The sequence below is a fragment of the Mesorhizobium sp. M0800 genome (genome assembly GCF_040320095.1).
GTDB lineage: Bacteria > Pseudomonadota > Alphaproteobacteria > Rhizobiales > Rhizobiaceae > Mesorhizobium.
This window is the reverse complement of sequence record NZ_JAMYOZ010000001.1, coordinates 282,476-297,198: the sequence shown is the minus strand read 5'-3', so window position 1 is coordinate 297,198 and position 14,723 is coordinate 282,476. Positions and strand designations below refer to the sequence as shown.

17 protein-coding genes are annotated in these 14,723 nt (G+C 63.5%); 7 read left to right on the top strand and 10 right to left on the bottom strand.

Annotated features, from left to right (window positions below; translation table 11 throughout):
- The first annotated feature begins 7 nt into the window (after positions 1-7).
- The 5 genes from NKI18_RS01425 to NKI18_RS01405 all read left to right on the top strand — a co-directional run bounded on the left by NKI18_RS01425 (position 8) and on the right by NKI18_RS01405 (position 2,424).
- Positions 8-862: a hypothetical protein gene (locus tag NKI18_RS01425; protein WP_352614488.1), complete on the top strand. Its 855-nt coding sequence runs from the start codon at positions 8-10 to the stop codon at positions 860-862.
- On the top strand, positions 855-1,361 hold the full coding sequence (locus NKI18_RS01420) for a type II toxin-antitoxin system VapC family toxin (RefSeq protein WP_352614489.1): 507 nt from the start codon (positions 855-857) through the stop codon (positions 1,359-1,361). The genes NKI18_RS01425 and NKI18_RS01420 overlap by 8 nt, the downstream gene beginning before the upstream one ends.
- On the top strand, positions 1,358-1,537 hold the full coding sequence (locus NKI18_RS01415) for a hypothetical protein (RefSeq protein WP_352614490.1): 180 nt from the start codon (positions 1,358-1,360) through the stop codon (positions 1,535-1,537). Before NKI18_RS01420 ends, NKI18_RS01415 begins: the two co-directional genes overlap by 4 nt.
- A complete protein-coding gene (locus NKI18_RS01410) occupies positions 1,534-1,860 on the top strand; it encodes a hypothetical protein (protein WP_352614491.1) in 327 nt (108 codons plus the stop codon). Before NKI18_RS01415 ends, NKI18_RS01410 begins: the two co-directional genes overlap by 4 nt.
- A gap of 63 nt (positions 1,861-1,923) precedes the next feature.
- On the top strand, positions 1,924-2,424 hold the full coding sequence (locus NKI18_RS01405; protein WP_352614492.1) for an MmcB family DNA repair protein: 501 nt from the start codon (positions 1,924-1,926) through the stop codon (positions 2,422-2,424).
- Positions 2,425-2,525: 101 nt separating this feature from the next.
- Here the strand turns inward: NKI18_RS01405 and NKI18_RS01400 are convergent, their stop codons facing one another.
- The 10 genes from NKI18_RS01400 to NKI18_RS01355 form a co-directional block, all read right to left on the bottom strand.
- On the bottom strand, positions 2,526-2,714 hold the full coding sequence (locus NKI18_RS01400) for a hypothetical protein (protein ID WP_352570235.1): 189 nt from the start codon (positions 2,712-2,714) through the stop codon (positions 2,526-2,528).
- Between the two features lie 135 nt (positions 2,715-2,849).
- The gene (locus NKI18_RS01395) at positions 2,850-3,212 is read right to left on the bottom strand and encodes a nuclear transport factor 2 family protein (protein WP_023676394.1); all 363 of its coding nucleotides are present in this window, start codon (positions 3,210-3,212) and stop codon (positions 2,850-2,852) included.
- Positions 3,213-3,297: 85 nt separating this feature from the next.
- Positions 3,298-3,771 carry a carboxymuconolactone decarboxylase family protein gene (locus tag NKI18_RS01390; RefSeq protein WP_352448517.1) on the bottom strand — a complete coding sequence of 158 codons (474 nt, stop codon included), beginning with the start codon at positions 3,769-3,771 and terminating at the stop codon, positions 3,298-3,300.
- Positions 3,772-3,882: 111 nt separating this feature from the next.
- Positions 3,883-5,424, bottom strand: coding sequence for an alpha/beta fold hydrolase (locus NKI18_RS01385; RefSeq protein WP_352614495.1), 1,542 nt, complete (start codon positions 5,422-5,424; stop codon positions 3,883-3,885).
- Positions 5,425-5,530: 106 nt separating this feature from the next.
- Positions 5,531-5,839, bottom strand: a complete 309-nt coding sequence (locus NKI18_RS01380; protein ID WP_352570237.1) for a formate dehydrogenase subunit delta — start codon at positions 5,837-5,839, stop codon at positions 5,531-5,533.
- On the bottom strand, positions 5,829-6,656 hold the full coding sequence (fdhD, locus tag NKI18_RS01375) for a formate dehydrogenase accessory sulfurtransferase FdhD (protein ID WP_502897325.1): 828 nt from the start codon (positions 6,654-6,656) through the stop codon (positions 5,829-5,831). Before fdhD ends, NKI18_RS01380 begins: the two co-directional genes overlap by 11 nt.
- Before the next feature lie 202 nt (positions 6,657-6,858).
- Positions 6,859-9,771 (bottom strand): formate dehydrogenase subunit alpha, encoded by a 2,913-nt coding sequence (gene fdhF / locus NKI18_RS01370; RefSeq protein WP_023676803.1) that lies wholly within the window; start codon positions 9,769-9,771, stop codon positions 6,859-6,861.
- Between the two features lie 12 nt (positions 9,772-9,783).
- Positions 9,784-11,340: a formate dehydrogenase beta subunit gene (locus NKI18_RS01365; RefSeq protein ID WP_023676804.1), complete on the bottom strand. Its 1,557-nt coding sequence runs from the start codon at positions 11,338-11,340 to the stop codon at positions 9,784-9,786.
- Positions 11,337-11,816, bottom strand: a complete 480-nt coding sequence (locus NKI18_RS01360) for a formate dehydrogenase subunit gamma (RefSeq protein WP_023676805.1) — start codon at positions 11,814-11,816, stop codon at positions 11,337-11,339. Before NKI18_RS01360 ends, NKI18_RS01365 begins: the two co-directional genes overlap by 4 nt.
- A 133-nt stretch (positions 11,817-11,949) precedes the next feature.
- Positions 11,950-12,849: a LysR family transcriptional regulator gene (locus NKI18_RS01355; protein WP_023717897.1), complete on the bottom strand. Its 900-nt coding sequence runs from the start codon at positions 12,847-12,849 to the stop codon at positions 11,950-11,952.
- Between the two features lie 193 nt (positions 12,850-13,042).
- On the opposite strand from NKI18_RS01355, the gene NKI18_RS01350 reads away from it, so the two are divergent.
- Both NKI18_RS01350 and NKI18_RS01345 read left to right on the top strand, forming a co-directional pair.
- On the top strand, positions 13,043-13,684 hold the full coding sequence (locus NKI18_RS01350) for a DUF47 domain-containing protein (protein ID WP_023676807.1): 642 nt from the start codon (positions 13,043-13,045) through the stop codon (positions 13,682-13,684).
- Complete coding sequence (locus NKI18_RS01345; RefSeq protein WP_352614501.1) at positions 13,684-14,688, top strand: inorganic phosphate transporter; 1,005 nt, start codon at positions 13,684-13,686, stop codon at positions 14,686-14,688. Before NKI18_RS01350 ends, NKI18_RS01345 begins: the two co-directional genes overlap by 1 nt.
- The last annotated feature ends 35 nt before the right edge of the window (positions 14,689-14,723 follow it).

Below are 14,723 nucleotides of genomic sequence, written 5' to 3'. Positions count from 1 at the left end.
CGAGAAAATGGACCGTGTCGTCATAACGGTGCACCCCACCGTCTCCGACGAAAAGTTGCTGAGCGTCACCGACGCCATGCAGCAGGTTCTCGACCACATGAAGCTATTTGAGGCCGCTCAGCAGTCGATGGGCGACCCGCACTCGCGTTTTGAGTGGAGGCTGGAGAAAGCCAGCACCAATAGCCCGTTTACTGTCGTTGCCGTTGCGCAAGCGTCCAATCCTTCGGTCAATGTGTCGGCCATGGCTAAGCGCGTCAAAGCCGAAGTCTCGCAAGGTCTTCGGAGCCTCATGACGCGCGGCACTCCTCCGGAATGGATGACGCACGATACCTTCGCTGTTGCCAAAGGCATCTTCGCCAGAAATCTAAACGGCATCGGTGAGACTTATATTGATTTTGAAGACGGTGACGTGATCTCGATCACGCCCGATCAGGCGAAAGCCGGTATCAACACGCTTGATGCTTTCAACGTGATGGATTTCGAGCAAGATCTAGTGCCGCGACAGTCGTTCGGCGAGATTGAAGGCGTGATGCTTGCGGCTGGTCGCTATCGCAATAGAGAGGCTATCCAGATCAAAAACGAAATGTATGGCTTCATCTGGTGCACTCTTTCCAGAGACCTAATCGAAAGGTTCGGTGACGAGCATTCCATGAGCGATATTTGGAAGGGAAAAACCCTTGGGGTACATGGGCGGCTCAACTACATCGCCGGCGGAAAATTGCAGACCATAGACGCGGTCGAAGTGCGGGAAATTGAGTTTGCCCCTCTTGTGAATTTGGAAGCGATACTTGATCCTGATTTTACGGCGGGGATGGACCCTCACGAATATTTAGAGCAATTGCACGAAGGGCGGCTTGGCTAAAAGAGTGTATTGGGATTCCTGTACGTTTCTCGGCCTCATAAACCAGGAGCCGGGCAAGCTGAATAATTGTGCCGCAGTGTGGAAGGAAGCCGAAGCCGGCGACGTACTGATCTACACGTCATTCTTCACCTTTGCGGAGGTCTTCAAGGCGAAGTGCGAGGACGCCGGCAAGCCGCTTTCTGAGGATGGCGATAAGCAAATCGAATTGTTGCTGCGGCAAAGATGGATTCGCGCGGTCGTCGTTGACGAAAAGATTGGTGTCGCCTGTCGAAGGCTTATGAGACATCACACCGAATGCAAGAAGCCCTCCGATGGCATCCATTTGGCAACGGCGCTGGCCTTGAACGTCGATGAGATGCACACGTTCGATGGCGCCGATTTGCTCAAGCTGGACGGTAAGGTGAACCGCGCTGATGGCAAGCCGCTGAAAATCTGCCCTCCAAAACCAACGCCTAAGCCACCTAAGCCGCAGCACGATATATTTGAGGGCGCCCAATGACCGCGAAGCACAAGTCCGCAAAGCGGGATGACGCAACACAGTCGCGCGCGTTCATAGAGAAGGCGCGCGAGATTGAAGCGGACGAAGGGAAATCCGATGCCGATGCCCTAATGGGCAAGCTGGCGCGTACCCCGGCTGACCACAAGCAAAAGCCGAAGGGCAAGAAGGCACGATGAGCGTCGTCAGCGGTGTGGTGCTTTGTACATCTATTGCTGAAGATTGTTCGAGCCCGAACGGTCAGCCCGTTCTTTTCGAGCGCATACAGGAGTGGCTAGCGGAGCGCGCCGGCCCCTTCCAACAACTTAACAGCGTCGAGGCTAGCTTTGGCGGCAGCAAGCATCCGCAAATGTTTGTAGCTGGCGGCGGCTTCAACCATTTCTCCGAAGACGACTTTGCGGCCTACGTGATGTCGCTGCCTTGGCAAAACCCAGAAAACGTTGTGTTGGTGATCGACCCCGAAGAGGGGGCTACCCGCGTCTTCAGACCTCCCTGTTTGTAAAGTACATAATCGCCCCGCAAAAACCGGTTCAAACCGTGAACAAAATCTGCCATGGTATCCTTCATGCCGATCATCTCACCTCTACTCCTCAATCCGCTCATCGACGGCCGCCAGTCGGAGCGTGCCATGCTGGTCAGGCGTGGCGTGCAGCGGCTGCTCAGGGATATGGGCGCGCATGTCTTGCCCGAACTGTCGCTGGCCACCGGCCGGCGCGCCGATCTCGTCGCGCTGACCCGCCAGGGCGACATCTGGATCATCGAGATCAAATCCTCGATCGAGGATTTCAGGGTCGACCGCAAATGGCCGGACTACCGGCTGCATTCCGACCGGTTCTTCTTCGCCACCCATCCCGGCGTACCCCAGGAAATTTTTCCGCAGGAGTGCGGCTTCATTCTCTCCGACGGTTACGGCGCCGAGATTTTGCGCGATGCGCCCGAGCACCGCATGGCGGCGGCAACGCGCAAGGCGCTGATGCTGAGGATCGCACGCGCCGGTGCGTCGCGGCTGCTGGCGGCGGAGCTTGCCGGCGTGTCGGTGCCCGCGCTGGACGGCGAGAGCGAATAGAGGTTTGCGCTCTCCGTAATTATAGACGTCGCGCTGCCCCTCATCCGGCTGCCGCCACCTTCTCCCCGTAAGTGACGGGGAGAAGGGAGTAAGCCGGACTGCTATTCCACGATGCGGTAGATGTTCCACAGGCTGGTGCCCGACACGACATAGGGCTCCATCTCCTTGCCCCATTTGGCGTGCGCGTCGATCTTGGCGATCCTGGCGAAGAACGCCTCCAATTGGGCGAGGCTTTCGACCTGGTGATGTGACCCGACCGTCGCTTCCCGCGCGCCGTTCGATTCGGTCATGATCTGGAACTTGAGGTCGTCGAGGCCGACCTGCGAGCCGATCTCGCGTTCTCATTCTTTAATAGTTCGAGCACGGTCTGCTTGTGGCCGAACTTGGCGTCGATCTGCCACCTGGCACTGAACATCGCCGCCGCCTCACTCGTCCCATGCCTGCACGACGGTCTGCCGCACGATCAGGCCGTTCTTCAGCTCCAGCATCGCCGCGCAGAACACCTTGGTCCCGTCCGGATAGGCGCAGGCCTGGGTGAAGGCGAGATTGTTGCCGTCGGCGATGGTGGTGTCGACCTTGTGGGTCATCGCCCGGCTGCAGATGTCGTCCCAGAACGTGGTGATCGCAGCGCGCCCGCGGATTTCGCGCGGCTTGCTCGGCGGGTTGTTGCGGTCGATCACCCGCACCAATGCGTCGTCGGCATAGAAGCTCGCCAGCAATTTTCCATCACGGCCCTCAATCGCCTTCTTGATCGCAGCGCCGTCTATCGTCTGTGTCTTGGTCGGCAATTTTTCCTCCATAGGCCCGTCTTCTCGGATCGGGTGGTTGCTTGATCAGGCACTGCCCGGCGCTCGCCGCCGGGCAGTGGCTTCTTCACTGCGACTTCGCCTTGACGGCCGCGAACACCTCGTCGGACTGCTTCTTGAAAGTGGCGAGATCGACCTGGCTGCCGTTGAGCATCGTCGACCAGTGGCGCACGATCGCCGCCATCGCCACCGCCTCCTTGATCTCCTCGTCGCTGGCGCCATTGAGCTTGGCCGCCTGCGTGTGGAAATAGATGCAGTACTGGCAGGGGATCTGCGAGGCGACGGCGAGGCCCATCAATTCCTTGGTCTTGCCGTCGAGCGCGGTGTTTGGGTTGAGCTGCACGCCCTTGATCTCGGCCCAGGCGCCGGCAACGGCGACGTCCGGCAGCGTCTTGAACATGTCCGGTACCGAGCCGAGCGTTGCCTGGATGTCCTTGTAGGCAGCCGTCGCCGAGGCGTCTTCGGCCTTGGCAGGAACGATCGCCAACAGCGCGCCAACGCCTGCCGCCAGCACCAGTGATTTGAGTGTCGACTTCAGCATTTTATTCCTCCCTTCGCAGCGCCTTTCCCGGCGACATCCGCCTGGCCTGCATGGGACGAAGTGATAGCGCTTACGCATGCCCGGCCGCTTCGCCCGAAAGCGCCATGGCTCCTATGGCCCGTGCGGGCCAGCGTGCCGGGCCGAGAACGCCGCCGCCGCCGCCCGCGACGGCAGGTCCAGCTTGAGCAGAATATTGGCTACGTGGCGCTTGACGGTGTGTTCGCTCAGCCCGAGTTCGGCGGCGATCGCGGCATTGCTCTTGCCATCGGCGATGAGGTTCACCACCTCGCTTTCGCGTGCCGTCAGTGCGGCCGGCTCGGCAGCCTTGGCCTTCGGCCGGCAGGCCGGCTCCAGATGCTGTTCCGAGGTCGCCTGCACCAGCGCCAGCGGCTCATCCAGCTCGTCAAGCGCGATGCGCCCGGCGTCATTGAAATGAAGGCCTGAACCGGCGGCGAGGTCGGCGACCAGCCGCGAAGCGAGGATGTCGCCGCGCCCGGCATGCGCGGCAAGCTGCATCGTCACGCGCGCCGTCAACCCCGTCGGCGGCCCACGCAACTCGACCTCGCCGACATGCACGCCCTGCGCGCTGGCGACGCCGATCTCCTGCGCCGCATCGCGCAGCGCCGCCGCACAGCGTACGGCCCGCGCCGGGCCGTCGAAGCGCGCCATCATCAGCTCGCCATTCGTGCCGGCCGGGCGGCCGCCATGGCGCCCGACCAGCAGCCGCCATGTTTCCTGAAAACGCTGGCTGCGCTCGCTCCACATGCGGTCGCCAAGCCGCGCCGTGTCGTAGATCCGGGTGACCAGCAGTGCAGCCAGCACGCGCTCGGCCTCGGCAACGGCGCGCGCTCCGGTCAGGAACTCCTCGATCAGATCGGCCACCCGGTCGACATCGCCGGTCCAGATCGGGTGATCGCGCCCGGGCACCTCGACCAGCCGCGAATTCGGGATCTTCCTTGCCAGGAAGCGGCTGGCCTCCGGGTCGACGCGCGCATCGTTGCGGCGATGGACCAGCAGCGTCGGTGCGCTGATCGCCGCCAGCACGCCGCGCACGTCGATAGCTGCATTCATGCGGGCCAGGGCGATTGCCGCGGTCGGGCTCGCCGACAGCCGCTCGAAGCGCGCCCACCATGTGGCGAAACGCGGATCGTCGACGCGGCCGGGTGCGAAATGCGGCAGGGTGGCGCCGGTGCCCCATGCGGTCTCCGCCGTCGCGATGAACGCCTCCAGGCGTTCCGGCGGCATCACCCATTTGTGGAAATGCGAATAGCCGCCATAAAGCGCCAGCGCCCGCGTCCGCTCCGGGTAGGTGGCGGCGAACGGCGCGCCTTCCGAAGCGCCGAGCAAGGCGGCGCGGCCGCTGCCGGTCGCATCCATCACCGCGCGCACATCGTCCATGCGGGTTTCGAGGCTGGGCAGATGGTGGGCATCGACGCGATCGGACAGACCGGTGCCGCGCTTGTCGAACAGGATCAGCCGTGAGAACGCGGAAAGCCGCTTCAACAGCCGGGTGTAGCCCTCGTCTTCCCAGTGCAGGTCGAGATTGGAAATGAAACCCGGCACGAAGACGAGATCGAGCGATCCCTGGCCGACCACCTGATAGGCGATCCGCACGTCGCCACTGAGCGCGTATCGAGTTTCGATCGGCCTCACGAGGTTTGTCCGCCCGACCCGACGAATTCTTGTCGCCGATCATAGCAGAGGCGCGCAGCTTGCGGCAGATGAAACTTTAGAGAGCGTGAATGTGGGCCCGCGGCGCCTACTTCTGTGACGCGGCGGTCGTCTCGGTGTTCGCTCCGCCAGCGCTGAAACCTGCGCCCTCCGGCGCGCCAGGCCGCTTGATGTGTGGCGCGGCCGCGACGACAAGCTCGTTGAACCCTTCGCCGCCGCTGTCCAGCATCTCGAACAATTGCCGGCGCATCCTCGGCTCCCAGAACTTGTTGATGTGCTCGGCGACGCCGGCAATGCCTTGCTCGCGCGGCTTTGAGTGGAAAAAGGCGGCGATCTGGTTGGCCATGCGAACCAGCTTTTCGCTGGTGCTCATGAGGTGGCCCTCGTCATGCGACATGCTTGGCAACTCCGGAAACCACTCGGTCAGGATGGGTAAAAATATCGAAATCGTCGCCGCGCACCAGCGCCACCAGCGTCATGCCGGCATCGTCCGCGGTGCGGATGGCAAGTGCGGTCGGCGCCGAGACGGCAATGATGACGGCCGAGCCGATCGCCGCGGTCTTCTGCACCATCTCGACCGAAACGCGCGACGTGACGACGACGGCCCCCGACCTGCCGTCGATACCGGCTTTGGCCAGCGCGCCAGCCAGCTTGTCCAGCGCGTTGTGGCGGCCGACATCCTCACGCGCCATGACGATGCCCTTGCCGGGGAGGTAAAAACCGGCGGCGTGGACGGCACCGGTCTCGGCGTGCAGCGGCTGCAGCTTCGACAAAAGCTTGACCGAGCGGACGATGTCATTGGCCTGAAGTGTAAGTTGCGACGCACCGACCGGGTTTACCGAGCGCATCGCCTCCTCGATCGATTCGATGCCGCACAGCCCGCAGCCGACCGGCCCAGCCAGCCTGCGCCGCCGCGCTTCGAAGCGGGTGTTGGCCTGGTCCTTCAGCCGGATCTGGATATCGATGCCGGCGCCGTGATCCTCGACCTCGATCGCTTCGATTTCGTCCGGCGAGGCAATGATGCCTTCGGTCAGCGAGAAGCCGAGCGCGAAATCCTCGAAATCAGCCGGGCTTGCCATCATCACCGCATGCGTGGTGCCGGCAAAGGAGAACGCCACCGGCGTCTCTTCCGGCACCATGCGGTTGGCGGCCGCAGTGCCGCCGGCGCGGCGCGCGAGGCGGCTGATCTGTGTGACAGCACGACGTTTGGGCATCACGCGGCACCCCCCTCTGGCCTGCCCTCTTTGTCATCATTTGGCATCTCCCCCTCAAGGGGGGAGATCGGCAGTTCAGGCGTCGCGGCGCACCTTTCGACTTTGGTGATTGGCGAAAGTCGCGATGACATCCAATCTCCCCCCCTGAGGGGGAGATGGCCGGCAGGCCAGAGGGGGGTACTCCGGCACGAAACCAAAACCGCTACTCCGCTGCTTGCAGCGGGGCGATGCGGCGGCTTTGCTTTGCCTGCTCGTCATAGTCGCGCTGCCATTCCGACGGGCCGTTGGATGCACCCACCTGCACCGCGGTCACCTTGTATTCCGGGCAGTTGGTCGCCCAGTCGGAGAAGTCGGTGGTGATGACGTTAGCCTGGGTGTCGGGATGGTGGAAGGTCGTATAGACGACGCCCGGCGACACCCGCTCGGTGATCAGCGCGCGCAGCGTCGTCTCGCCGGAGCGGCTGGTCAGCCGCACCCAGTCGCCGTCGCGCAGGCCGCGATTTTCGGCATCGTGCGGATGGATCTCCAGCCGGTCCTCGCTATGCCAGACCACATTGTCGGTGCGCCGGGTCTGCGCGCCGACATTGTATTGCGACAGGATGCGGCCGGTGGTCAGCAGCAGCGGGAAGCGCGGTCCGGTCCTTTCGTCGGTCGCGACGTATTCGGTGCGGATGAACTTGCCCTTGCCGCGCACGAAGCCGCCGATATGCATGATCGGCGTGCCTTCCGGCGACTTCTCGTTGCAGGGCCACTGCACCGAGCCCACCCGGTCGAGAAGGTCGAAGGAAACGCCGGCGAAACTTGGTGTTGTCTTGGCGATCTCGTCCATGATCTGGGACGGATGCGTGTAGTTCCAGCCGAGGCCGAGCGCCTTGGCGAGCTCCTGCGTCGTTTCCCAGTCGGCATAGCCGCATTTCGGCTCCATCACCTTGCGCACCATGTTGATGCGGCGCTCGGCATTGGTGAAGGTGCCGTCCTTCTCGAGGAACGTCGAGCCGGGCAGGAACACATGCGCGTAGTTGGCCGTCTCGTTGAGGAAGAGGTCGTGCACGACGACGCATTCCATCGCGGCGAGACCGGCGGCGACATGCTTGGTGTCGGGGTCCGACTGCAGGATGTCCTCGCCCTGCACATAGAGCCCCTTGAACGAGCCGTCGACGGCCGCATCCAGCATATTGGGGATGCGCAGGCCGGGCTCGTCGTCGAGCTTGACGCCCCACAGGCTCTCATAGATGGCGCGCACCGCGTCGCCTGAAATGTGGCGATAGCCGGGAAGCTCGTGCGGGAACGAGCCCATGTCGCAGGAGCCCTGCACATTGTTCTGGCCGCGCAGCGGGTTCACGCCGACGCCCGGCCGGCCGATATTGCCGGTCGCCATGGCGAGGTTGGCAATGGCGATGACGGTGGTCGAGCCCTGGCTGTGCTCGGTCACGCCGAGGCCGTAATAGATCGCGCCGTTACCGCCGCGGGCGTAGAGCCGCGCCGCGCCGCGTATGTCGTCGGGATCGACATTTGCAAGCTGGCCGACCACTTCCGGGCTATTTTCCGGCAGCGCCACGAACGATGCCCAGTCCTGGAACTCGTCCCAGTCGCAGCGCTCGCGGATGAAGGCCTCGTCGAACAGGCCCTCGGTGACGATGACATGGGCAAGTGCGGTCAGCATGGCGACGTTGGTGCCCGGCTTCAGCGGCAGATGGAACTGCGCCTCGACGTGGGCCGAGCGCACGATGTCGGTGCGGCGCGGATCGAGCACGATCAGCTTGGCGCCCTCGCGCATGCGCTTCTTCATGCGCGAGGCGAACACCGGATGCGCATCGGTCGGATTGGCGCCGATCAGCAGGATCACGTCCGTCTGCTCGATCGAATCGAAGTCCTGCGTGCCGGCGGAGGTGCCGAAGGTCTGGCCGAGACCATAGCCGGTCGGCGAATGGCAGACACGGGCGCAGGTATCGACATTGTTGTTGCGGAAGCCCTGCCGGACAAGCTTCTGGACGAGGTAGGTCTCCTCGTTGGTGCAGCGCGAGGAGGTGATGCCGCCGATCGAGGTGCGGCCGTACTGGTACTGGATGCGGCGGAATTCATTCGCCGTATGGGTGAGCGCCTCTTCCCACGACACTTCGCGCCACGGATCGCTGACCTTCTCGCGGATCATTGGTTTCAGGATACGGTCCTTGTGCGTCGCGTAGCCATAGGCGAAGCGGCCCTTGACGCAGGAGTGGCCGTGGTTGGCCTTGCCTGCCTTGTAGGGCATCATGCGGATGACCTCGTCGCCCTTGACCTCGGCCTTGAACGAACAGCCGACGCCGCAATAGGCGCAGGTGGTGACGGTCGAGCGCTCGGGCAGGCCCTTCGCCAGCACGGTCTTTTCCCTCAGCGCATCGGTCGGGCAGGCCTGCACGCAGGCCCCGCACGACACGCATTCGGAATCGACGAACGCCTCGTGCATGCCGGCCGAGACCCTGGATTCGAAGCCGCGGCCCTCGATGGTCAGCGCGAACGTGCCCTGCACCTCCTCACAGGCGCGCACGCAGCGCGAGCAGACGATGCACTGCGTCGGATCGTAGGTGAAATACGGGTTCGATTCATCGCGGGCGATGTAATCGATGGTCAGCGAGCCATGGCCGGGCGCCACGCCGTTTTCCTGCTTGACGTGGTTGCGGCCGTCCACGCCATAGCGGTTCTCGGTCAGGCCGACCGTCCTGACGACCTTGTCGAACTCGCTGGCGCCAGTGCCGGCCTTCTCGCCCCACGCCGCAGGATGGTCGGAGACGTAGAGTTCCATCACGCCGCGGCGAATGGCGTCTAGCCGGTCGCTCTGCGTATGCACGACCATGCCTTCGCCGACCGGCGTCGTACACGAGGCCGGCGTGCCGCCGCGCCCGTCGATCTCGACGAGGCAGACCCGGCAGGAGCCGAACGAGTCCAGCATGTCGGTGGCGCAGAGTTTCGGGATTTCGACGCCCGCTTCCATCGAAGCGCGCATGATCGAGGTCCCCGCCGGCACCGTCACCGACTTGCCGTCGACCGTCAGCGTTACCTTTTGTTCTGCTTCAGAGGCGGGTGTGCCGTAGTCGATTTCCTGGACCAGCGATTTGATGTCGAATGCCGCGTTCATACCTGTCCGCTCCTATTCCGCTGCTTCGGCGACCGGCGTCGGCCGAAAGTCGTCCGGGAAATGGTTGAGTGCACTCATCACTGGATATGGGGTGAAGCCGCCGAGAGCGCAAAGCGAGCCGAACTTCATCGTGTTGCAAAGGTCGGTGACCAGCGCGATCTGCTTTTCCGGTTCGACGTTCTGGGAGAGCCGGTCCAGCACCTCGACACCGCGCGTCGAGCCGATGCGGCACGGCGTGCACTTGCCGCAGCTCTCGATGGCGCAGAATTCCATGGCGAAGCGTGCCTGCTTCAGCATGTCGGCGCTGTCGTCGAAAACGACGATGCCGGCATGGCCGATCAGCCCGTCCTTGGCCGCAAACGCTTCGTAGTCGAACGGCGTGTCGAACAGGGCGCGCGGGAAATAGGCGCCGAGCGGACCGCCGACCTGTACCGCCTTGACCGGACGCCCGGTCGCCGTGCCGCCGCCGATATCGTCGACGATCTCACCCAGCGTCATGCCGAACGCGGCCTCGTAGAGACCGGGATACTTGACGTTGCCGGCAATCTGGATCGGGATGGTGCCGCGCGAACGGCCCATGCCGAAATCCTTGTAGAAGGCAGCGCCCTTGTCCATGATCACCGGCACCGAGGCCAGCGAGATGACGTTGTTGATCACTGTCGGCTTGCCGAACAGGCCCTTGTGCGCCGGCAGCGGCGGCTTGGCCCGCACCTGTCCGCGCTTGCCTTCGAGGCTGTCGAGCAGGGCGGTTTCCTCGCCGCAAACATAGGCGCCGGCGCCGACGCGCACTTCCATGTCGAATGAATTGGCCGAGCCGAGCACATTGACGCCGAGCACGCCGGCCTTGCGGGCGATCTCGACGGCCTTCTGCATCACCGCCACCGCGTGCGGATATTCGGAGCGGATATAGATAAAGCCCTTGGTCGCGCCGGTGGCGATGCCGGCGATCGCCATGCCTTCGATCAGCACGAAGGGGTCGCCTTCCATGATCATGCGGTCGGCGAACGTGCCGGAATCGCCTTCATCGGCATTGCAGACGATGTATTTGCGGTCGGCCGACGTATCGAGCACAGTTTTCCATTTGATGCCGGTCGGGAAGCCGGCGCCGCCGCGACCGCGCAGCCCGGACTCGGTCACCTGCTTGACGACCTCGGCCGGCGTCATCGCCACTGCATTCTGCAGGCCCTTCAGCCCGCCATGCGCCTTGTAGTGATCGAGCGACAGCGGATCGGTGACGCCGCAGCGCGCAAAGGTCAGCCGCGTCTGCCTGGCAAGGAACGGGATCTTGTCCGGTGCGCCCAGCCAGCGCTTGTGGTGGCCGCCGGTGAGGAAGCCGCAGTCGAACAGGCTTTTGACGTCGGAGGGCTTCACCGGCCCATAGGCGACGCGGCCATTAGCTGTTGCCACTTCGACCATCGGCTCGAGGAAATAGGCGCCGCGCGAGCCGTTGCGCACGATCTTGGCCTCGATGCCGCGCTCGGCCAATTCCGCACGAACCGCCTTGGCGACCTTTTCCGCACCGAGCGCCAGCGCGCCGGAATCGCCGGGAATATAGATACGCGGGATCATGAGCGCACCTCGGCAACGATCTCGTTGAGCTTTTCGTCGTCGAGCCGCCCGATCACCTCGTCATCCAGCATTGCCGACGGCGAGCAGGCGCAAAGGCCGAGGCAATAGACCGGCTCCAGTGTCACCGAACCGTCGCGGGTTGTCTCGTGGAAACCGATGCCCAGCAATGATTTGAGCTTGGCGGCAATCGCATCCGAGCCCATCGACTGGCAGGCTTCCGCCTGGCAGAGCTTCAGCACATGGCGGCCAGCCGGCTGGCTGCGATAATCGTGATAGAAGGTCACGACGCCGTGCACCTCGGCCCTGGAAATGTTCAGCGCCTCGGCGATGACCGGCAGCGCGTCCTGCGGCACATAACCGAACTCTTCCTGGATGCCGTGCAGGATCGGCAGCAGCGGGCCTTCGAGGCCTTTCAGCTCGTGGATGATCGCCGCGGTGCGCGATGCGATCTCGGTACTTGCAGGCTGCATCGTCATGCAGCGCCCTCCCTGGTCGTGGCGGTCTTCCGCTAAGTGCTTAGGAAATCAGAGGAAACCCGCTAAATCAATAAAGCCGATCCGTTGCTCGATAGAAATTTTCTATCGTTCGCGGTCACCAGCCTTGTCTAGCCTAGCGGCGGGCGCGGAAATCGTCCGCCAGCGCCATTGCCTCGTCCAACAGCGCCGAGACCAGTGGCGTGTGCGGTTCGCGCGGTGCCGCCACCAGCCCGACGGTGTGGCTGGCATCCGGCTCGACGATCGGGATAGCCCGGATCGGCTCGGAAAAGCCGAACGTTTCCGCAAGGTTAAGCGGCATGATGGACGACCATTTGCCGGTGCGGATATGCGAAAACAGCACGATCATCGAGTTGGATTCCAATGTCGGCCGCACCTGCACGCCGGCTTCGGCCAGATGCTGGTCGATGATGCGGCGGTTCTGCATGTCGGGCGTCAGCAGGCAGAGCGGCAGCTGACTGAGTTCCGCCCATGTCACTTTGTCGCGGTCGAAATAGGGGTTCCCGACGGCGGTGATCAGTTGGTAGCGCTCGTCGTAGAGCGGCACGCTGGTGACGCGTCCGAGCGGTTCGTTGTCGAGATAGGTGATACCGGCGTCGATGTCGAAATTGCCGAGCAGCGACAGCACCTCGATCGAGGTGCGCGACAGCACCGAGAAGGTGACGCCGGGATGCTTTGCCCGAAACGGCGTCGTCAATCGCGCCACCATGGCCAGCGCCGTCGGGATCGCGGCGATGCGGATGCGCCCCGACAGGCCGTGGCGTGCCGCCCGCATCTCCTCGCGCATGGTCCTGCTGTCGCCGACGATGCGGCGCGCCCACACCAACACCTGCTTGCCTTCCGGCGTCAATCCCTGGAAGCGCGAGCCGCGCAGCACCAGCATCACGCCGAGCTGGCCTTCCAGCTGCTTGATGCCGGCCGAAAGCGTCGGTTGGGTGACGCCGCACACCTCCGCCGCCCGACCGAAATGTTCTTCCCTGGCAAGTGCTATGAAGAATTCCAGCTTGTCGATCATGCCGTCGGGAGCCTGTCACGGACGCTGTGTCCGATTGTAGCGCGCAACGTCGTGGAAATCGCCTTCGGCCGCAAGCCGCCTGTGTAAATCGCCCGCATCCACATCTTTCAGCCGGCTTACTGTTTCCCGCGATGGAATGCGGCGCTATGTGGATGAGACGGGGTCGTGGACTGGACACGACGGGAGATCGAACATGCTGGGCTGGTTCCGCAAGCTTTTGCCGCGCGAAGATCGCTTCTTCGACCTGTTCGAGCGGCATTCCCGCACCGTGGTCGGCGGCGCCGAGGCACTGCAGCAGCTTTTGCAGGGCAACGACATCGACCGCTGGTGTCAGACGATCATCGATCTCGAGGACGAAGCCGATCAGATCACCGCGGAAGTGCTGCTGGCCGTGCGCCGCTCCTTCATCACGCCCTTCGACCGCGGCGACATCAAGGACCTGATCCAGTCGATGGATGATGCCATCGACATGATGCACAAGACCGTCAAGACGGTAAAGCTGTTCGAAAAGAAGGAATTCGACCCGCTGATGCAGGAAATGGGGGGCGTCATCGTCGAGGCCGCCAAGTTGGTGGCCGAGGCGATCCCGCTTCTCGGCAAGGTCGGGGCGCACACGGTGCGCCTCAACGCCATCGCCGAGGAAGTCATGCGCGCCGAAGGCCGGGCCGACGACCTGCACGAACAGGGCCTGAAGGACCTGTTCAAGCGGCACGGCCGCAGCGATCCGATGGCCTATCTGATCGGCAGCGAGATCTACGGCCAGCTGGAAAAGGTGGTCGATCGCTTCGAGGACGTCGCCAACGAAATCAGCGGCATCGTCATCGAGAACGTATAGTGGAAGCCGCAATAGCCTTTCCCGTGCTGGTCGGCCTTGTCGTCGTCGCGCTGTTCTTCGATTTCCTCAACGGCCTGCACGATGCCGCCAACTCTATCGCCACCATCGTCTCCACCCGGGTGCTGCGGCCGCATTATGCGGTGTTCTGGGCGGCCTTCTTCAATTTCATCGCCTTCATGTTCTTCGGTCTCCACGTAGCGGAGACGCTCGGAACCGGCATCATCGACGCCAGCATCGTCACGCCGGCAGTGGTCTTCGCAGCACTTGTCGGCGCCATCGTCTGGAATATCGTCACCTGGCTCGTCGGAATTCCGTCCAGCAGCTCGCACGCTCTGATCGGCGGTTTGGTCGGCGCCGGCGTTGCCAAGGCAGGCACCGGTGCCATCGTCTGGGCCGGGTTGGGCAAGACGACGGCGGCGATCGTGCTATCGCCGGCGGCAGGCTTTCTGCTGGCGCTTGTCTTGATCCTCGCGGTCTCCTGGCTGTTCGTGCGGCGGACGCCGTTCGCCGTCGACAGCACCTTCCGCGTCATGCAGTTCTTTTCCGCCTCGCTCTATTCGCTCGGCCATGGCGGCAACGACGCGCAGAAGACTATGGGCATCATCGCCGTGCTGCTCTATTCGCAAGGCATGCTCGGCGCGAATTTTTACGTGCCGCTGTGGGTCGTCATCACCTGTCAGTCGGCGCTGGCGCTGGGCACGTTGCTCGGCGGCTGGCGCATCGTCCACACCATGGGCTCGAAGATCACCCGGCTGAACCCGATGCAGGGTTTCTGCGCCGAGACCGGCGGAGCGATCACCTTGTTCGCCGCCACCTGGCTCGGTATTCCTGTATCGACCACGCACACGATCACCGGCGCCATCATCGGCGTCGGCGCCGCCCGCCGCGTCTCCGCCGTTCGCTGGGGCATTGCCGGTAACATCGTGGTGGCATGGATCGTCACCCTGCCGGCAACCGCGGCGATCGCGGCTCTCACCTATCTCGCGGTCGGCCTGGCATGGTGACAGCACCGTAGCACTGCGCGGCAGGCGATGCGCCG